This window comes from Niallia sp. NCCP-28 (genome assembly GCF_023168165.1).
GTDB lineage: Bacteria > Bacillota > Bacilli > Bacillales > Cytobacillaceae > Niallia.
Genome location: NZ_BQYJ01000016.1, coordinates 1 through 19463 on the forward strand (window position 1 = coordinate 1; position 19463 = coordinate 19463).

The 19463-nt window shown below is 37.7% G+C and carries 21 protein-coding genes; 17 read left to right on the forward strand and 4 right to left on the reverse strand.

Features of this window, described 5'->3' with window-relative positions; all coding sequences use genetic code 11:
- The 5 genes from NCCP28_RS21995 to NCCP28_RS22015 all read left to right on the forward strand — a co-directional run.
- On the forward strand, nucleotides 1-230 hold a 230-nt coding region (locus tag NCCP28_RS21995), incomplete at its 5' end, for an ABC transporter permease (protein ID WP_309296646.1).
- A gap of 370 nt (nucleotides 231-600) precedes the next feature.
- Entirely contained in the window at nucleotides 601-1122 is a 522-nt protein-coding gene (locus NCCP28_RS22000) for a DinB family protein (RefSeq protein ID WP_248563348.1), read from the forward strand.
- A 458-nt stretch (nucleotides 1123-1580) separates the two neighbouring features.
- Nucleotides 1581-2327, forward strand: coding sequence for an ABC transporter ATP-binding protein (locus NCCP28_RS22005; RefSeq protein WP_248563349.1), 747 nt, complete (start codon nucleotides 1581-1583; stop codon nucleotides 2325-2327).
- Nucleotides 2324-3079 (forward strand): ABC transporter permease, encoded by a 756-nt coding sequence (locus NCCP28_RS22010; RefSeq protein ID WP_248563350.1) that lies wholly within the window; start codon nucleotides 2324-2326, stop codon nucleotides 3077-3079. Before NCCP28_RS22005 ends, NCCP28_RS22010 begins: the two co-directional genes overlap by 4 nt.
- Nucleotides 3076-4077, forward strand: coding sequence for an ABC transporter substrate-binding protein (locus tag NCCP28_RS22015; RefSeq protein ID WP_248563351.1), 1002 nt, complete (start codon nucleotides 3076-3078; stop codon nucleotides 4075-4077). The genes NCCP28_RS22010 and NCCP28_RS22015 overlap by 4 nt, the downstream gene beginning before the upstream one ends.
- A 158-nt stretch (nucleotides 4078-4235) precedes the next feature.
- On the opposite strand, the gene NCCP28_RS22020 is transcribed toward NCCP28_RS22015, so the two are convergent.
- Nucleotides 4236-6005 carry a M14 family metallopeptidase gene (locus tag NCCP28_RS22020; RefSeq protein WP_248563352.1) on the reverse strand — a complete coding sequence of 590 codons (1770 nt, stop codon included), beginning with the start codon at nucleotides 6003-6005 and terminating at the stop codon, nucleotides 4236-4238.
- Nucleotides 6006-6204: 199 nt separating this feature from the next.
- On the opposite strand from NCCP28_RS22020, the gene NCCP28_RS22025 reads away from it, so the two are divergent.
- Genes NCCP28_RS22025 through NCCP28_RS22040 form a run of 4 tightly spaced genes read left to right on the forward strand, consistent with a single transcriptional unit; the run spans nucleotide 6205 to nucleotide 8846 of the window.
- Entirely contained in the window at nucleotides 6205-6705 is a 501-nt protein-coding gene (locus NCCP28_RS22025; protein WP_248563353.1) for a hypothetical protein, read from the forward strand.
- A gap of 33 nt (nucleotides 6706-6738) precedes the next feature.
- A complete protein-coding gene (locus NCCP28_RS22030) occupies nucleotides 6739-7137 on the forward strand; it encodes a DUF350 domain-containing protein (RefSeq protein ID WP_248563354.1) in 399 nt (132 codons plus the stop codon).
- Nucleotides 7138-7152: 15 nt separating this feature from the next.
- Nucleotides 7153-7614, forward strand: coding sequence for an RNA helicase (locus NCCP28_RS22035; protein ID WP_248563355.1), 462 nt, complete (start codon nucleotides 7153-7155; stop codon nucleotides 7612-7614).
- A gap of 35 nt (nucleotides 7615-7649) precedes the next feature.
- Nucleotides 7650-8846, forward strand: coding sequence for a glutathionylspermidine synthase family protein (locus NCCP28_RS22040; protein WP_248563391.1), 1197 nt, complete (start codon nucleotides 7650-7652; stop codon nucleotides 8844-8846).
- A 37-nt stretch (nucleotides 8847-8883) separates the two neighbouring features.
- On the opposite strand, the gene NCCP28_RS22045 is transcribed toward NCCP28_RS22040, so the two are convergent.
- Nucleotides 8884-10080: a MalY/PatB family protein gene (locus NCCP28_RS22045; RefSeq protein WP_375709443.1), complete on the reverse strand. Its 1197-nt coding sequence runs from the start codon at nucleotides 10078-10080 to the stop codon at nucleotides 8884-8886.
- A 313-nt stretch (nucleotides 10081-10393) separates the two neighbouring features.
- On the opposite strand from NCCP28_RS22045, the gene NCCP28_RS22050 reads away from it, so the two are divergent.
- The 5 genes from NCCP28_RS22050 to NCCP28_RS22070 all read left to right on the forward strand — a co-directional run bounded on the left by NCCP28_RS22050 (nucleotide 10394) and on the right by NCCP28_RS22070 (nucleotide 13976).
- Nucleotides 10394-10933 carry a MarR family winged helix-turn-helix transcriptional regulator gene (locus NCCP28_RS22050; protein WP_248563357.1) on the forward strand — a complete coding sequence of 180 codons (540 nt, stop codon included), beginning with the start codon at nucleotides 10394-10396 and terminating at the stop codon, nucleotides 10931-10933.
- Nucleotides 10934-11036: 103 nt separating this feature from the next.
- Nucleotides 11037-12221 (forward strand): MFS transporter, encoded by a 1185-nt coding sequence (locus NCCP28_RS22055; protein ID WP_248563358.1) that lies wholly within the window; start codon nucleotides 11037-11039, stop codon nucleotides 12219-12221.
- Nucleotides 12222-12284: 63 nt separating this feature from the next.
- Nucleotides 12285-12620: a hypothetical protein gene (locus NCCP28_RS22060; protein WP_248563359.1), complete on the forward strand. Its 336-nt coding sequence runs from the start codon at nucleotides 12285-12287 to the stop codon at nucleotides 12618-12620.
- A gap of 44 nt (nucleotides 12621-12664) precedes the next feature.
- Complete coding sequence (locus NCCP28_RS22065; protein WP_248563360.1) at nucleotides 12665-13273, forward strand: LysE/ArgO family amino acid transporter; 609 nt, start codon at nucleotides 12665-12667, stop codon at nucleotides 13271-13273.
- Nucleotides 13274-13439: 166 nt separating this feature from the next.
- Nucleotides 13440-13976 (forward strand): YdhK family protein, encoded by a 537-nt coding sequence (locus tag NCCP28_RS22070; RefSeq protein ID WP_248563361.1) that lies wholly within the window; start codon nucleotides 13440-13442, stop codon nucleotides 13974-13976.
- Nucleotides 13977-14472: 496 nt separating this feature from the next.
- Here NCCP28_RS22070 and NCCP28_RS22075 read toward each other — a convergent pair whose 3' ends face one another.
- Nucleotides 14473-15384, reverse strand: a complete 912-nt coding sequence (locus NCCP28_RS22075) for an ArsR/SmtB family transcription factor (RefSeq protein WP_248563362.1) — start codon at nucleotides 15382-15384, stop codon at nucleotides 14473-14475.
- Between the two features lie 6 nt (nucleotides 15385-15390).
- The gene (locus NCCP28_RS22080; RefSeq protein ID WP_248563363.1) at nucleotides 15391-15996 is read right to left on the reverse strand and encodes a YesL family protein; all 606 of its coding nucleotides are present in this window, start codon (nucleotides 15994-15996) and stop codon (nucleotides 15391-15393) included.
- Nucleotides 15997-16300: 304 nt separating this feature from the next.
- Here NCCP28_RS22080 and NCCP28_RS22085 point away from each other — a divergent pair, with 304 nt between their 5' ends.
- From NCCP28_RS22085 to NCCP28_RS22095, 3 genes are all read left to right on the forward strand, one after another.
- Nucleotides 16301-17602: an ABC transporter substrate-binding protein gene (locus tag NCCP28_RS22085; RefSeq protein ID WP_248563364.1), complete on the forward strand. Its 1302-nt coding sequence runs from the start codon at nucleotides 16301-16303 to the stop codon at nucleotides 17600-17602.
- Nucleotides 17603-17667: 65 nt separating this feature from the next.
- The gene (locus tag NCCP28_RS22090; RefSeq protein WP_248563365.1) at nucleotides 17668-18588 is read left to right on the forward strand and encodes a carbohydrate ABC transporter permease; all 921 of its coding nucleotides are present in this window, start codon (nucleotides 17668-17670) and stop codon (nucleotides 18586-18588) included.
- A complete protein-coding gene (locus NCCP28_RS22095; protein ID WP_248563366.1) occupies nucleotides 18589-19440 on the forward strand; it encodes a carbohydrate ABC transporter permease in 852 nt (283 codons plus the stop codon).
- The last annotated feature ends 23 nt before the right edge of the window (nucleotides 19441-19463 follow it).

The window sequence follows — 19463 nt, forward strand, 5'->3', positions numbered from 1 at the left end:
TCCTGATTGAAGCAACCGTACTAAGTGCTTTAGGCGGCATATTAGGTGCCTTAATCGGCCTTGGCAGTGCCGAATTATTATCGAACCTTTTGGACATGACAATGCAGATTACTTGGTGGGTGGTAGCAGGATCGGTTGGATTCTCTGTATTCATCGGCGTTATTTTTGGGATTTTCCCAGCAAATAAAGCTTCTAATTTAAGTCCATTAGAAGCATTAAGATATCAATAAGTCAGGGCGGAGCATACAATGGCAAAAAAGGTATTCTAAAGGAGGAGATGACCATCTAGCACAGATGGTCATCTCCTTTTCTTGAATTTTTGAAGGAATAATTTTTATCAGGCATGAATGGGCAGTAAAACTCCCACCTAAGGGAGTGCAAGAGAAAACGAGAAATCTAGGTGGGTAGAAACTTGCCCATAAAAGCCTGATTGGTTCAACTAATAATCCCTGGGGAACGTGGAAAATCCTCACTGATTGAAGCTTCACTTTATAGAAGGCTAATCTGACCCCTTTGGAACAAAGGAGGAAATAATGAAAAAAAGCCGAATAAAATAAGGTAGGCAGTTAATTAGCAGCGCCAAAAAGGAGGAATCGGCCCATGTTTTCAAAACCGGTGAAAGAAGAATATCCAGCCTATTATCATAATTATATTCAGCTAGTGCCAGAGGAAGATGTGCTCATACAATTAGAAGAGCAAATCGCTGAAACCTCTGTTTTTTTTCTTGGGTTAAGTGATGCAAAAGCTGATTTTCGTTATGCAGCGGGGAAATGGTCCATTAAAGAAGTGATCGGGCATTTAACTGAAACAGAGAGAATTATGGGCTACCGGGCACTTCGGATTGCAAGAGGCGATTTAACTTCTCTTGCAGGCTATGATGATGAAGCATATGTGAAAGAAGGGAAATTTGCGACGCGTGCGATGATAGATTTAGTAGAAGAATTTAAAGCGGTGCGCATGTCTACACTTGCTTTATTAAAAGGATTGCCGGAAGGGACACCGGCAAGAAAAGGCTATGCCAATAATGGGGAAGTTTCTGCAAATGCTATTGCCTATATTATTGCGGGACATGAATTGCATCATTTGCAGATTATCCAAGATAGATATATAGATGCAGGGTAATGCATTCTTCATTGGCAGTCTGAATATAAAGTAAAAGGAGATTTTTTTAAATTTGCATCATTTATAGAGAAATGTTAATAGAATAAATACATTTCTCTTGTTTGTATGTTAATATTAATAAGTAAACTAACTGTGAAAATGAATAGATTTCGGGTGCTGGTGGAAACCGGCTGAGATTGCAGCTAAACCGTTGTGGACCGTTTAACCTGTTGGATAATGCCAGCGTAGGGAATGTGATTAGGTAAACTATCAGCACTTTGCGTAAAGCAGGGTGTTTTTTTTGCGTTTATCACTATTTACCAGGCTTTTGCCTCCCCAAGATGATAAGAGAAAATGAAAAAACTAGATAGATGGAAATTGGGACTTTTCCATTTAAGATAGCTTGCAAATAGGATAGATGGTTGCACAGAAGGCAGGAGAAGATGCAGATTTTTTATATAGATTAGGAGTTGAACACATTGAGCTTTCTAGAGTTAGACAGCATAAGCTACAGCTATGAAAAAAAACAGCAGATCATTAAAGAAACGACATGGCATCTCAAAGAAGGAGAATTTCACAGCTTTCTTGGACGAAGCGGCTGCGGCAAAACAACGCTATTAAAACTTGCTTCTGGTTTGCTGCTCCCAGATTACGGAGAAGTAGTGCTGCAAGGAGAAAAAGTAGTAAAGCCAATAGAAGGGATGGGATATGTCTTCCAGTCTCCTACATTACTGGAGTGGAAGACTGTCATGGAAAATGTGCTGCTGCCAATCAACTTAAAAAGAAAAGCAGAATCAAAAGAAGTAGAGTATGCAAAATCTTTGCTGAAAATGATGAATATGGAGAAATACGCCAATCATTATGCAACAGAACTTTCTGGTGGACAGCAGAGTCGTGTCGCCATTGCAAGAAGTCTGATGGCCAAACCGCGAATATTATTTTTAGATGAGCCTTTTGCAGCACTTGATGCAATTACAAGAGAAGAGCTGCAAGATGATCTATTGACATTATGCAAGCATCAGAAAATAAGCGTGTTATTTATTACCCACGATATTGCTGAAGCGGTTTATTTATCCGATCATATTGGAGTGATGAAAGAAGGAGAGATTATATATGAACAAAGGATTTCTCTATCCCCAGAAAAAAGTGCGGAGATAAGGTATAGCAGAGAATTTAATGAAATTTGTTTAAAGCTTAGGCATGTACTGAATGGAGGAGAAAGATGAAACACTCTTCATGGTATTCAGCGCTTTTGTTCATTTTTTTAATAATAGGATGGCATATGGCCTCTCTATCGTTTTCTGAATTAGTTTTGCCCTCACCCAAAAGCGTGTTTGCTGCTTTATGGGATGGCCTAGTGTCAGGCTATTTATTGCCGCATCTGTATCGGACATTTTTTGAAGTGATGCTTGGGCTTCTAATCGGTTCTGTTTTAGGGCTTTTTATGGGGATTTTGATGGGGGAAGTGAATGAGATTCGCCGTCTGCTGCTTCCATATATTATTGCCAGCCAAGCAGTGCCAAAGCTGGCACTTGCTCCGTTATTTATATTATGGTTTGGATTTGGCATGACTTCAAAGGTTGTCATTACAGCGCTCATTTGTTTTTTTCCATTATTGGAAAATACCATTACGGCCATGCAGAGGACAGACCCCAACAAAAAGGAGCTGTTTCGTGTTTTGCAAGCAACCCGCTGGCAGACATTAATTCATCTAAAGCTCCCCGATGGATTGCCTGAAATAATGGCTGGCCTTCGCGTTGCAGTGATTCTTGCCGTAGTAGGTGCGGTTGTTGGAGAGTTTATTGGTGGAAGTGAAGGTTTAGGGGCAATGATTATTGCTTCACAAGGAATGATGGATACGCCTCTTATGTTTGCAGTGCTTATTCTGCTGACTGCATTAGGGATGGCATTATACGGAATTATTTGCATGGCTGAAAATTTATATTTATCACGTTATGAAAAGGGGAAAAAAAGATGAAAATACAAAGAATGGTTTATGCAGTTATTTTATTGATGGTGCTCGCATTGACTGCCTGCAGCAAAAAAGATGAAACAAAAATAGAAGAGAAGAAGGAAAGCATTAAAATGGCCAGCTGGAGTCAGCCGATTTCAGAACAAACTAATTTGCTGGTAGATGAAAAAAAGCAATTCTTTCAAAAACAAGGGATTGACCTGAATATTCTGCCAGGTGCTGGCGGAGGAGATGCCATCAAAAATATACTGACGAAAAAAGCGGATATTGCTTTTACAGATCCTGGGTCGTTGTTTTTTGCTTTAGATAAAGGAGAAAAGCTGAAAGTCATTTACAATATTTATCCTCAAAATGTTTTTAATGTTGTTTCTTTAAAAGAGAAGAACATAACCAAACCAGAAGATTTAAAAGGAAAAACAATAGGAGTTTATAGCCTTTCAAGTGGCACAAGACAAAATCTATTAATATTGTTGCATCAGGCAGGCTTAACTGAAAAGGATGTAAAGATTGTAGAAACAGGATTGTTAAATTTTGCTCCATTAATGCAAGGACAAGTGGATGCAACGGCTGCTACAGATACAGGCCTTTATACAGGCAGGCAAAAAGGTCTTGGAGAAGTAAACGTAATGGAAGTAAAAGACTATTTGAATTTTCCAAGCGATGTGTTTGTAGTGACAGAGGAAACATATAAGACGAAAAAAGAAGCAATAAAGAAATTTTTGGCAGGCTATCAAACTAGCGCAGAATGGATGATAAATAACCCAGAAGAAGCGGCAGCTCTTGCGGCAGAATATGCAATAGACGGGAAAAATGAAAATAATAATCTGGAAATCATTAAGATAAGAAATCAATCCAGCATCTCAGAGGAAACCGAAAAAAGAGGTTTGGGAGTGTTTGATAAAAGCTCCTTGCAGCAAGCTGCCGACACATATAAAAGGCTTGGCCTAATAAAAAATGATTTGAATATGGATGCCGTGGTAACAGAGGAAGCTATTCCGAATTAATGGAAGGGAAAGATCCTGAGATAAAATCAAGAGAAGGCTTTTTAACTTAATGTTTTGCACTCTTTTTGCTGCAATCAGCAGGTCAGTTTCACAGAGTAAAAAGAAGGGGCTGTGCTCAAAATGCTTTTAAGGGCTTTTGAGTACAGCCTCATTTTAGGTTAGGAAACAGTTTCTGTTGGGGATTTTTCGTTTTGTTTTTCCTCTTCTTCTAAACTCTTTAATCGTTGTTCTAGTGTTTGTTTTCTTTTTGTTAAATAGTCTTCTATTTTTTTATAGGAAGGGTATTTTTGTTTTGTTTTTGCTGTTTTGCTGTCTTTTTCTAGTTTGTTTATTTTCGCTAAACTAGTTTTTGCTGCAGCTTTTTGTTTATTGTTTAATTGTTTTTCCATTTCATTTAAGGTTTTATAGCGATTTATTTCATAGTCAGTATTGTTTTTTGTTGCTTTTGCTTTATTGATATATTTGGATTGGGCTAGTTTTTTTACACGATTATCTGCAGTTTTGTTGATGCTAGTCTCTGTTTTTGCAATAGATTTGGCCAATGTTTCAGAAACTGAAATAGTTTTTGTAGCCATTGTTCCATTATTAAATAAAGAGACAAGGTTCTTTTCCTCTTTAAGTAGGGAATCCCCTTGTTTTACCATCGCAAAATAACCATCAGAATGCTCGAGATGCTTATTGATTTCTTTATAGTAGCCGGCAAGCTGATTTTTATATGTTAAAGGCAGTCTACTGCTTTTTGATGCCAGTTTATAGCGTTTATTTTTCACGTTATTGTATTCAGTTGTAAAGGTTTTTGAAATGGTGATATCTTTTTCTGATATTATATTTGTACTATAGTATTTTTTTAGTTTTTGCGCAGATGTTTGCAGTGCCTTTAATTCTTTGGCAATAGTGTCTTTTTCTTTTTTCATGCGGTTATCGTATAAAGTATAGCTTTCTTGTGCCACATATAATCCAACCCCTTTATTTTCCTTCCAGGCACCTGCAAATTCCGAGATTGGCGGATTGGTATCTTTATAATAGTTTGAAATTTCCGGTGTAAAACCAGGGCGTTTTTTTGTTTGGATAAACCAATCAGTAAAACCGCCGCCAGAAGGATTTTTTCCTGAATAGACAAGAGAATAGCCTGTCATTTTGCCGATTTTTTTTGCATAGGCTAAATCTCGTTTATAATTGGACGTTTGTTTATAATTCCAATATAAAATTTTTCCGCTAGTATGATAGGCTACGCTCATTTCTGGATTAATAGAGTTTACGAAGGAAAGGATTGCTTTGATCTCTTTAGCTGAAGCTGGCGTTTTGCCTTTATAATGACTATAGCTTGGCCCTTTTGCATTGTTGCTAATATTTTTCCATCCAGCATCATATTGGCGATTCAAGTCAATTCCTTTGGCGTTGGCTTTCCAGCGTTTGAAGTTTTTGCTGCCATCATTTATTTTAATCAATTCAGCATGTGCACTCTTTGGAAATGCTTTTAAGCCTTGTTGCTGCAAGGTAACCCCATCAGGATTAACCATTGGCACAAACCAGATTTTTGTATTGGCCAAAATCTTTCGAACATCATAATCGTTCATTTTTGTCTTTTTTTGATAAGAAATAGCATACTGTTCCAACATATGCATATTTAAATTAGTGGTAAGCCATTCTCTTGCATGATGGGAACCATTGATAAAAGCAGTGGCAGTCCCTGTTCCGAGTGAAACGGCATAAATATCTCGGCCATATTCCGATTTGCCGATCACTTTATACGAAATAAGGCTGGGATAGGCTTTTTGGAGTTTTTTTATATCTTCGACCATTTGATTGTAGCTATAAGTTTGTTTTGGATTCACGATTTCCTTCCCAGCAGCTTTTGCTGGAATCGCAAATAATCCAAAAACAAGCAGCAAAATAAGCGCTGCTAGTATATGAATATGTTTCTTCAATATGTTTCCCCCTCAAATCTCTCTCTATTTATCATTATATAAAATAATAGAGAGTTTAATAGAATATAAATTTTTAAATAGTGTTGAAAAAATTTCCAAATTATAATTAAATGAGATAGAGCAGGGGTTTTATTAAACGGAGGGAATCTTTTTTAATTTCTATACGTATGATACACAGTCAGGAAATGAGGTGATAAAAATGGGCAAAACAAATAAAGTAATGACAGGAATTATTTCCACGGCTTTTTTGCTGAATCTCGCGGCATGCAATAACGAGGCAAATGAGGGGCAGACAACAACATCCAATTCGAATTCAAGCTCTACTATCCCAGATCCGCCGATGGATTCTAACTGTACCGATTGGGAATGGGATGAATATGATCAAGTATGGGAATGTGATGATAGCTCTTCCAGTCATTATGGTCATTATTATTATGGCGGTCATTTCTACAATACGAGAACGGCTTTGCGGAACAGCAGCGCTTTTAAAGCGGCTAAAGCTTCATCTGCGAAAACAAGCACGTCAGGATCAAGCTCTACATACAGCAATAATTCGACCAATTCAAGCACTAATTCTAATTCATCAGACAATGATAGTTCCGTTAATAAAAGTTCTTCTGTTGATACAGATAAAGGAAATAAAACTTCTGTAAAAAGAAGCTCAGGATTTGGCAGCGGATCAAAAAGCTATGGAGGATAATGCCTCTATTTTAAAAGGAAAAGGAGAACAGACATGAACTTATATATAAATTTTGCCTCCTACTTAGGTGTTGCACTGCTTTTATTGCTTATTGGCATTGTTTTATTTATGGTCAGCACCCCAAAGCTAAAGGAAATGAAACTAATTGCGGCAAATAACTTAAGCGCAAGTCTTGTATTAGGAGGAAAAGTGATTGGGCTTGCAATTGTCCTTGGGGCAGCAGCAGAATATTCGGTGTCGCTGATTGATATGGCAATCTGGGGATTGATTGGCATTGTTGTGCAAATTTTAGTATTTATTATAGCTGAACTAGTGACGATTCGCTTTAGCATCCACCAAGCAATTGAAGAAGATAATAAAGCCGTTGGAGCACTATTGTTTTCTTTATCGATTGCCATTGGCTGGATTGTGGCGAAATGTTTATCCTATTAAAAAGGCGGGAGAACAGTGAAGAAGCTCACTTATTTTATCGATAAAGGGAATGAAGATTATCGGCCGTTTTATGAATATGATGCTGCAAAAGTTGGCATTGATGAATTGTATGCCCGCCAGCTCTGCACCTATTTTATTATGCGCGGGCAGCAGTATGAGCTGATTTCCAATGAGATGGATGGGGACGAAGAAATTCTTGTTCTAAAGGATATTGGCAGAAATCCCCATGTCATGGATGAAAAAAACTATATGGGCAGAGGTCTCCATATTGAATTTCGCCGCCATAGCGAAGCGGAGAATTATCGTTTGCTTGCATCTATTCCTTGTCAGGCACACTTTGATGTGATTCGTTATTTGCTAAAGGACATTATCGATATTCCAAACATTGGGCAAAAAGAAGTAACATCTACAGAAATAGATGAGGATCGCCGTGTCTATGTTCTTTATGTAAAAGATATTGGGGAGGAACTGGAGTGAATTCCTACCAGAAGCAGCGAATACAGTTTTACAGTATGATAGAAGATTTCTGGGCAGATCTTTATAACGAAGAATACGCCCTTTATGATCTTTTTTTAATAGAAAAGGAAGAGCTGGAACAGGTGCGCACAGCTACAAACAGAATTGGAGCCATCTTTTTTAAAACCAATAAACTTCTCAGAGAAGTGTCGGAGGAAACATTGGCAGAGATGGGATTTCCTCGTGAAACCTATGCCTTTTTGCGCTTAAAAACGATTGCGGCAGAAAGTGTCATTTCGCGACTTGATCTTATACCAAATGGCTCTGGCTATAAATGTATTGAAATCAATGCAGATACACCTACTTTCATTAAGGAGCTTTTTTGTATAAACGGTCTTGTTTGCGAACAATTTGGAGCACTAAACCCAAATAAAAACCAAGATAGACTTCTTGGCAGGGAAATGGTCAAAATCATTAGTGAGCTTAGCAGAGGCAGGTCTAAGGGAGAACTTTCCATTGTATTTACAGCACATGAAGACAATCTTGAAGACAGAGAAACAGTCCGTTATTTGCAAAAATTATCAGAAGTTCCATCCCGGTTTATTCCATTACATAAACTGCAGATTGAAAAAGGAGTCGGCCTTTTTGATGAAGCAGGAAAAAGAATTGATGTCTTATATAGACAAACATTTCCGATTGAAAATTTAATGGCGGATGAGGATGAAGCAGGCAATAAGATTGGTTTATGGCTCCTTGAATTAGTAGAAGCTGGAAAACTCCAACTCATTAATCCGCCGTCGGCTTTTTTAATGCAAAATAAAGCAGTGCAGGCAGTTATCTGGGGGCTTCATCAGCAAAACCACCCCTTTTTTACAATAGAAGAACATCAATGGATAAAGGAATACTTTCTTCCAACCTTTTTAGAGCCAGATTACTTCCTGGAAAAGGGCATTCGATATGTGAAAAAGCCCATCTTTGGCCGGGAAGGAGATACAGTTGAGATTTATCATTCCGATGGCACCCTCGCACATCGGGAAAAAGAGCAATCTTATGCAGATTATCTTCCTGTTTATCAGCAATATATTGAACATCCGTCGATTACCTTCCAAAGCGAAAAAGGAAAGCAAACAGGAAAATTGCTTGTCGGAAGTTTCCTGATAAACGGCAAAGCATCTGCCATTGGCTATCGTGTTGGAGAAACAATTACCAATAATCTTTCTTATTATTTGCCTGTTGGAGTGAAAAAAGGCTGAACTGTTTCATTTAGTTCAGCCTTTAGCCTTTTGCTTATTATAAATCCGCGAATTCCCGAGAGATGCGCTCAAGTGCCTCTTTTATAATAGAACGGGGGGAAGGTACGCAAATACGCTGGAAACTGACTCCCTCTTCACCAAAATTATTGCCCATTTGCAATAATACATTTGCCTTATTATAGATGCGGTCATGAATTTCTTCATCGGAAAGGCCATATGCGCTAAAGTCCATCCACATAACATAAGTGCCTTCAGGAATAGCTATTTTTACTTTTGGCATATGTTCATCAATAAACTCTTTGACCATTGCCATTGTTCCATCAAGATATTCTTTCAGCTCTTCCAGCCATTGTTCGCCGTCATTATAGACCGCAATCAGTGCAGCGATGGTGAAAGGAGATGCCATTTGATGGCCCATTGTATCGGTAAATTTATTGCGTAAAGCAAGGTTTGGAATCACCATATTGGTGCAATGCAGCCCAGCCACGTTAAAAGTTTTATTAATAGCGGTACATGTTACAATATGATCTGTACTTTTTGCGACTTTGGCAATCGGTGTAAACACTTGATTGCAGCGGATTAAATCACCGTGGATTTCATCAGCAATAATAATCACTTTGTTGGCTGCGCAAATATCAGATAGTTTTTCCAGCTCTTCTTTTGAAAAAATTCTTCCTGTTGGATTATGTGGATTGCACATAATAAATAATTTGGTGGATTCTTCTTTTGCTTTTTCCTCAAAGTCTTCAAAATCAATTCGATAATAGCCGTCATCATCAGGAAGAAGGGCATTATTCATAACAACACGGTTGTTTTTTTCAATGGCTGCAGTAAAAGGAGGGTAAACGGGTCTCTGAATAATGACGCCATCCCCAGGTTCCGTGTATGCACGCACTGCCATATTGATTGCATGAACAGTTCCAGGACTATAGACTATTTCTTCTTTTTTGATGTCCCAATCATGTCTTTTCTTAAACCAGGATTGAATCGATTCAAAATACTCGTCAGGAAAAATAGAATATCCGTATATGCGATGATCAACCGCTTTATGTAAGGCAGCTACTAAGGATTGGGGTACAGGGAGATCCATATCTGCTGTAAATAAAGGAATGGTATTTTCATCATATTTTTTTGTAAGTCCCATTTTTTCTAGCATTTTTCCTCCATCCCATTTTACGGAATATGTGTTGCGGCGAACGACTATTTCATCAAAATTATTAATCACTGTATCCATCATCCTTCCATTTTATTACGCATTAATGGGTAGTAATGCCCTGCCTCGACAAGATTATGAGAGAAAATGAAAAATCTAGGTGGAGAGAAACTTGCCCATAGAAACTCGATTGGTTCAGCTAACAAGCAGTGGAGTTGAAGAAAATCTCCACTGCTTAAAATTTTACTTTATCTAATCTAACGATAAACAAATTTATAGAAAAGTTCAAACGATTAGCAAGGAGCGGAAAATGTTTTTTCTCCTTGCCAATCGTTTGAAAAGTAGTTAGAATACATTATAGTTAGTTAGTCTAATTATAAGAGGTGCAAAAAAGATGGGAAAAAAAATAGGTTCAGAAGATTTCTTGCCCCCATTAGGTATAGATCCATATATAGAATTAATCCAAGAGTCAGCATCAAAGGAAGTAATAAAGCAAGATGCGCAAACTGGATTAATGATGCTGTGGCTAAGCGATTTTATATTAGACGCTGTGGATGTCGAGCTAGAGCCTTTTGGCATAACGGAAAGTAAGCTAGATCTACTATTATTGTTAACGTTGTACGGGGAGAAAAAGAAAACTCCCTCAAGTCTAGCAGAACGCTTAGGAATAAGCCGAGCTTCTCTTACTTCTATGATCGATTGGCTGGAAAAAAGAAAGCTGGTTGAGCGCACCCATTGTGCAAACGATCGAAGAAAAGTCCATGTGCATATTACAGAAGAAGGGCGGAATGTGGTAAATAAGGTTCTCCCAACGTATTGGTCATTTTGTGCTTCAATAGTACAAGACTTAGAGCCAGCAGAAAAGCAAGTGTTTGAAAAAGTAATTAAAAAGTTAATTGGAAAAATGCAGGAAAGACTTGAGGTTGAAAGGTAAATACTGTTTTTAAATAAATGGCTGTTCTAAAGCTATGTTTATTGGAGTGAAAACTAACAGACAGGCTTATTAATAGAGCTAAATAAATAGAAAAGGTGATTAAATGGAAAGTGTATCATTGCAAAAGGAGCATAACTATACGCTTATGACCTTGATTTTATCGTGGACAGGAATGGTGGTGATGTCCAGTTTGTATGTAAGTATTCCTCTGATTAGTTTATTCAGCAGTACATTACATATATCGTTGTCAAAAGCAGCTGTTACATCGAGCATTTTTTCAGTTGGTTTTGCAGTGGGCTGTTTTTTCTATGGAGCCATTTCTGAAAAATATGGGCGGAAAAATGTGATTGTCGTTGGAATGATTATTTTAAGCCTTATCTCATTATTGTTGGGAACGGTAAATTCTTTTCCTTTGCTTGTGGGATTAAGAGGATTGCAAGGACTTGCAGCTGCTACATTTTCACCGGTGGCACTTGCTTATACATTAGAAGTGTTTCCAAATGAAAGAAAAGTAGGAGCGGTTGGTTTTATTAGCACAGGATTTTTAGTTGCAGGCATCGTTGGGCAGCTATTCAGTTCTTATATCAGCCAAGCATTTAATTGGCATCTCGTTTTTTATCTTCTTGCGGCTGTGTATATTGCTACAGCATTTATTTTATTTTACTTGCTGCCAAAAGGTGTTGCCCATAATCGCGGGAAGAATATTTTTGAGCCGCTAAAGCAGCTCGGCTCCATTTTTAAAAATAAAAACATTTTGCTTAGTTATGTGATTGCATTTGTGCTGCTAATGTCATTTGTGAGTATGTATACAACATTAGGACAATATTTATCAGAAATTTCTGCTGGAAACAGCAACCAGCAGCTATTTTATATTCGTGCTATTGGCATTTTAGGGATGGTTTTATCACCTTTATCTGGAAAATTAGCTAAACAATTTAAGGTGTTGCCTGTAATCCGTTTTGCTTTATCTCTTGCCGTTGTATCACTTGTGCTTATGGGGCTTACGACTAATATTGTGCTGTTAACGATAATCAGTGTTTTGTTTGTCAGCGGCATTGCTCTTGCTGTTCCATCAATCATTTCCCTTGTCGGCCAATTAGGCGGAAAAATGAGCGGCATTGCGGTTTCGATGTACACTGTTATCTTATTTGCCGGAACAAGCCTTGGCCCAGTCATTTCGGTGGCCTTTATTCATACAGGAAGCTACATGATTGCATTTATTTTGCTTGCTGCAACACTGAGTGTCGGACTGATTGCAGCATGTTTGATTAGAAAAAGAAATGCATAGAGGGATTTTAGCAGCAGTGAAGAAATAATTATAGATAAAACTATTTAATTATTGGAGGCAATCATGACCTTTGAAGAATTAATGAAACCTACAGATGCTTGGCAAGAGCGAATGGAAGAAGGAGAGGATCTCTTTACTCCAGAAAATATTCAAGCAGCAAATGAAGTGCTAGATCGTTTTATCCAGCAGTTGAAAAGTTTGGGAGAAGATTCTTCGGAACAAAGGATAATAGAATGTGTAAAGAATGTTGTATTGCAGCTGAATGAGATAAATGAAACATATGAGTTTTTTATAGAAACAATGGAAAGAGAAGAACTTTGTGAGTTTATCGAAGCGGCAGTTGGCGTTGCCGGCGGAAACTGGGAAGAAGATATGACAGAAGAATGGCGTGAATGGTAGGAGGGCTGCTTGTTGCAGCCCTCCTGAATTTTGGGAGGAGAACAATGGTACAAGCAGCAATCCACGGATTTATATTAGCATTAGGGCTTATCCTGCCATTAGGTGTGCAGAACTTATTTATTTTTAACCAGGGAGCAGTACAGCGAAATCTTAAGAACGTTATGCCTGCTGTGATAACGGCGGCACTTTGCGACACAATTTTAATTTGTTTTGCTGTGCTTGGTGTATCTGTAGTTTTATTGAAAATAACGGTTTTTAAAACAGTCCTTCTTGTCGGGGGCATTTGCTTTTTAATTTATATGGGTTATGTGATGTGGAAAAGCAAAACGAGCCAAGAAGAGGAGCCGGCGAAAATATTTACAGCAAAAAAGCAGATAGTCTTTGCCATGTCTGTTTCTTTGCTTAATCCCCATGCAATTATGGACACAATCGGCGTGATTGGTACAAATTCTTTGCTTTATAATGGGGAGGAGAAAATTGTTTTTACGATTATTTGTATAATAGTATCATGGATTTGGTTTATTGCTCTTGCCATTATTGGAAAAATAATTGGGAAAATAGATAAACAGGGCAATATGCTCGTTCTATTAAATAAAATTTCCGCTGTGATTATGTGGGGAATGGCTCTGATGATGCTGTTATCAGTATTTTAAGAGAGCCGCTTTTGGGATTGGAGCGGATTTTTTGGATTTCGCTGCAAATTCACATAGTTTTGGTGCAGTTTTTCGTATATAGCTATTTTTTGAACAAAAAACGACAGGGATGTTTAAATATCCTCTTCTTGTGATAAAACTAATTAACAGCAAAGGAGGAACAAGGATGAAAAAAATAACCATCGCTTTTATTGGCATTCTGTTTGTTTTTTCCATAATAGCCTGTACAGATAACAAAAAAGAGACAGAAACAAGCAGTGAAAATGAGCATACACATACAGACTCTGCTGAACTGCCGGAAAACCTTGAACCAGCAAAAAATCCAACATATATGGATGGAAGCAGCATCATCATTGAAGCTGATCATATGAAAGGCATGAAGGGAGCAGAAGCAACAGTCTTAAGTTCTTTTGATACAACGGCATATGTTGTGAGTTATACTCCAACAACTGGCGGAAAAAGAGTCGATAATCATAAATGGGTAATTCAAGAGGAAATCAACGAGGCTGGCACAAAAGAAATGACTCCTGGAACAGAAGTAACTTTGCTTGCAGATCATATGGAAGGCATGAAAGGCGCAGCTGCTGAAATAGAAGCAGCAGAAAAAACAACTGTCTATATGGTAGACTATACCCCAACAACAGGTGGAGAAAAAGTTACCAATCATAAGTGGGTGATAGAAGAAGAAATAAAAGCAAAATAAAGAGAAAAGGCAGCTCTGCAAGTAGACGAGCTGCCTTTATTTATGAGAGTCGGGCCCCAAACTGATAAAAAAAGAGAGCTTCTCATAGTAAGTCGATAAAAAAGTGGGAAAATCGATAAAAAGGGAGTGCAAGTTGATAAAAAGGAGAGCTTCTCATAGTGAGTCGATAAAAAAATGGGAAAATCGATAAAAAGGGAGTGCAAGTTGATAAAAAGGAGAGCTTCTCATAGTGAGTCGATAAAAAAATGGGAAAATCGATAAAAAGGGAGCGAAAGTTGATAAAAAGGAGAGCTCCTCATAGTGAGTCGATAAAAAAATGGGAAAATCGATAAAAAGGGAGCGAAAGTTGATAAAAAAGAGAGTTTCTCATAGTAAGTCGATAAAAAAGTGGGAAAATCGATAAAAAGGGAGCGAAAGTTGATAAAACAGCAGCTAACAAAGGCGTAGTCGAGCGCCATTCTAGCTGCTGTTTTAAAGGGCATATTTCATCGGGAAATTAATTCAGCTCTTCATACAATATCCGCGCAATAATATCTTGTTTATAGTTTCCGAAGTTTTTGCCATATAAGGTTAACCCGCCAACGGTACCTTTATCAGTTACAGCCAATTTAAATTTAATATCCGATTTTTGTGTTAATTGGATATCAGCAATTTTTACATCTGATATGCGGCAGCCATCTATATAGGTGCCGGAATCATTGATGCGCAGCAATTTTAAAAGGCCGTACTGATTAAGATGCGGGGGCCACCATTCTGGAGCGCATTGTCCTTTTTTGCCGCCAAAGTCTCCAGGAGAGGTCCAGTAGCCAAGTTCGATATTATTTAAGTAAAAATAAATATCAGAAGGCCAGTCATTGTTATAGCAGGGAGCTTCTGAGCTTAATTCAAAAATAAACTGAAGTTCTTTAAACTTTTGATTCTTCTTCAAATAATTGGGGATGCGGTACTCCAGAAAACCTTTATTCAGCCAAACAATGCCTGCTTGAACATGTTTTGGATCGGCAAAATAGCGTGGATCGTCAAATTCTCCCACAATTGAATCCTTGGTTGCCAATCCGCAAGTTGGCTCTGCATAATAATCGCAGTAATGGCCGACTTTGATCTCATACTCATAAAAATTCTCCACTTCCTTGTTGACTAAACTGACAGTTAAACAATCCTCATTTAAATAGCAGATTTTCTGAATTCCATGTTTTCCGACAGCGGTTGAAATATCAATCAAACCACTTTCCTCCAGCTTTTTGATGTGCATGGTAACAGCGCCATTTGATAAGTTCAGCTTGTTGGCAAGTTCATTTAGATTTAAAGAAGGGTGTTTTGTCAAAAGGTTGATGATTTCAATGCGAATCTCCGAACTTAATGCTTTAAAAATAGGCAAACCTGAATGCAAATCTTTAATATAAATCATGCACCATCAACCCCTATCCATAAGTTTCTGCTTGGAAAAGATCCACATCATATAGATGCTGGCAATACTTCCGCCGAATAAAAAAGGAAGGCTAGGAAAAGTAATGCAGAGATAACTAATAATAAGTATGCCAAACATCATTTTCACCGTGAAAAAAGGGTAGATGATTGGAAAAAGAAAACTATATTTTAATAGTTTTATGCCTTCCAAATGATAGTGGACATAAATAATAAAAAAGGAAAAGATCCCACAAATATAGATAAAGCTAATGACTAATGCAGGAATATATAAAAATTGCAAGAAGACAATAGAAGTTTGCTGAAGCATAAGCAAGTCACAGTATAGGATTGCGCCGATAAAAGCAAACAACAGGCCGAATAGATTGCTTTTCACAAACTCCTTTTTATAAATAGAATAAAACGACGGAATATTTATTTCCCCTTGCAGCCATTTGTGCACAATAGTAAATAGCGCTACGGTTGCTGGAAAAATCCCCAAAACAATTAGTCCAAGCAATGTAAAGAACAGCCATTTTATATTTAAAAACAAGCACTTTAATACAGAAAATGAAAAACAATAAAGCCAATCTATCAGTCGATTTTCTGTCATCATTATTCCTCCATCTTTTTCTTTATAAAAATTTAAAATGAAAAGAGCTTTAGTTTTTCTTATGCAAATAAAAGGCTATACATGCTTAAAAGTAGCGAAAATTGCTAATTTTTAGTGATGTTATAGTAAAAAAGAACTATTTATGAAAACGTATACATTTTTATAATAAAATCTTAATACTATGTAAATGTGTAAAACAGTTTAGGTTTTTCTAAAATAAATGGCGGCGATTATCCTGGCATAAGGAGATAAGTACAGCAAAACTTATAACAGGATTTAGCGCACAGACAAAACTAGGAGGATAAATATGAGAAAAGGGCTCTTAACAGTACTGTCACTTCTGCTTGTGCTTTCCGTTTTTTTAGCTGGCTGCAACAAAAAAGAGTCAAATACTGGCTACTCGAATGGGGGAAAAGGAACAAAGGTTGAATTATGGACATTTAATGAGCTCCACGGCAAGTACTATGAATCAATGGCAACGATGTGGAACGAAGAAAATCCAGATGATCCAATCAGCATTAAAGTAAATACTTATCCATACGAAGATTTGCATAATAAATTGTTAGTTGCCTTGCAATCAGGCAAAGGCGCACCAGATATTTCAGATATAGAAATCAGCAAATTTGGCAACTTCTTAAAAGGGGAACCGCAAATATTGCCATTAGATGATGTGGTCGATCCGGAAAGAGCCAATATTGTGCCATCCAGATTAGCCATTTATGCAAAAGATGGTGTTTCCTATGGCTTGCCATTCCACGTAGGAGCCGGCGTTATTTATTATAATAAAGAAATTCTTGATAAAGCTGGCGTCAATCCAGACGACATTAAAACATGGGATGATTATAAAAAAGCAGGAAAAGTAGTGTTAGAGAAAACGGGAGTGCCAATGACGACATTGGATGTTAGTGATCAGTGGTCTTTCTGGTCACAAGTAGCACAGTTGGAAGGCAAAGATGACTTTTTAAGAGAAGATAAAGCGCTCAATTTAACAGATCCTGATATTGTTAATGTCCTGAAATATGAACAAGACTTAGTAAAAGAAGGGATTGCAATACCTGCTCCAGGGAACTACCATCATTCAGAAGAGTATTATGGATTTATGAACAAAGGGGGAGCCGCCTCTATTTGGATGCCAATGTGGTATATGGGCAGATTTACCGATTACATGCCAGACCTAAAAGGAAAAATTGTCATTAAACCAGCTCCAGCTTGGAAAGAGGGTGACCCCCGTTCATCTGGAATGGGTGGTACGGGAACAGTTGTCACAAATCAATCGGAACATCCTGACTTTGCGAAGAAGTTTTTAGCATATGCAAAGCTGTCAAAAGAAGGGAATATCCAAATTTGGAAGCAGCTTGGTTTCGACCCTGTGCGCACAGATGTATGGGATCTTCCAGAGTTAAATGAAGAAAATAAATTTACAGAATACTTCGGTCCAAATATTTTTGAAACATTATTAGAAGTGAAAGACGAAATAGAAGGCGTTAACATCGGGGAGAAAACGCCAGATGTTTCGAATGCAATAAAAACTACCGTACTCTTTAGAACATTAGTAGATATGGAGGATCCAGCAAAAGTTTTAAAAGAAACAGAAGAACAATTGAAGTAAGGGAGCTAAAAAAACTTCGGGGGCTGTCTATCTATCTGGCAGTCTCCAAAAAAGGAGGGAATAGTATGGAAGATAAGATTCAGGCTAAAAAGAAACGAAAAAACCATTTGCTGTATTCTCAGAAGGCAGCTCCCTACTTTTTTGTTCTGCCATTTATCATTTCTTTTTTGCTCTTTTTCGCTTATCCTGTTGTCACCACCTTTATTATGAGCTTTCAGGAAGTGCTCCCAGGGCAAATAAGTTTTATCGGTTTAGCAAACTATCAAGAGTTATGGAATCCAACTTTTCTCAAAGCAATTAGAAACAGTTCTGTATACACTTTTTTTACCTTGCTGATCTTAATTCCTCTTCCGCTTGTCTTAGCTGTCTTTTTAAATTCCAAGCTTATGTTTGCTAAAAATATTTTCCGCTCCGCCACCTTTATTCCAGCCCTAACATCCGTTGTTGTCGCAGGGATTATTTTTCGCTTGATTTTTGGCGGACAAGAAGAGGCTCTTCTTAACAGCATGCTTGCACCTTTTGGAATTGAACCCCGCGCTTGGCTGAATAATGCGAATACCAGCATGTTTGTTCTTGTTGTGCTTGCAACATGGAAGTGGATGGGGATTAATATTCTGTATTTTTTGGCCGGATTGCAGAATATTCCAAAAGATCTGTATGAATCAGCGGAAGTGGACGGGGCTTCTACTTGGCGGAAATTTTTCCATATTACTTTGCCTCTTTTAAAACCAATCAGCATTTACGTATTTACCATCAGCATCTACGGCGGGTTCTCGATGTTTGCCGAAAGCTATATGCTCTATGGAAGCAACCGCTCTCCAAATAATATTGGACTAACAATTGTCGGTTATCTGTATCAGAAAGGAATTGAACAGAATAATTTAGGTTTTGGGTCTGCAGTTGGCATTACACTTCTTGTTATTACGTTGATTATTACCTTTATCCAATTAAAATTTTTCGGCATGTTTAAAAAGGAGGAACAGTAGATGAAACAAAAAGCTGAACGTAAAAAATTCAAGTTGTCTTCTATCCTGTTGCTTCTTTTATTTATTATTATTTCGATTTTCGCTTTATTTCCGCTTGTAGCAATCACATTAGGCTCCTTAAAGCCCTCTACGGAAATATTGCGCTATGGGCTTAATTTAAAATTGCAGCCAGACTTGCTTTCTTTTAAAAACTATTCCTTTATTTTTACAGGCGACACAGATTATTTTATCTGGTACAAAAACAGCATCATTATTACGGTGTGCTCGACCCTTCTTTGTTTACTTTTGACAAGTATGGTCGGCTACGGTTTAGCAGTTTATCAATTTAAGCTGAAAAACCTGATTTTTGGATTAGTGCTGATTGTGATGATGATTCCAGTAGAAATCATTATGCTTCCATTATATAAACTGACCATGAGTTTAGGGTTGATGGACACATTAATTGGAGCATTTTTGCCATTTGTGGTGGCTCCTATTCCAATATTTTTCTTCCGGCAATATGCAAGTGGACTGCCAAGAGATTTATTGGATGCAGCACGGGTGGATGGCTGCACGGAAGTCGGCATCTACTTTCGTGTGATGATGCCATTGATGGCTCCAGCTTTTTCATCTATGGCTATTTTGCAGGCATTAGGAAGCTGGAATAATTTCTTATGGCCATTGATTGTGCTTAGATCAAGTGAAAATTTAACCTTGCCAATCGGCCTGTCAACTTTGCTTACTCCATATGGAAACAACTATGATGTGCTGATCGCCGGTTCAGTGCTGGCAATCTTTCCTGTGCTAATGCTGTATATATTCTTCCAGCGCTATTTTATTGAAGGAATGACAGCTGGTGGCGTAAAAGGATAATTGTTTTTTTATAAAGAGAGGAT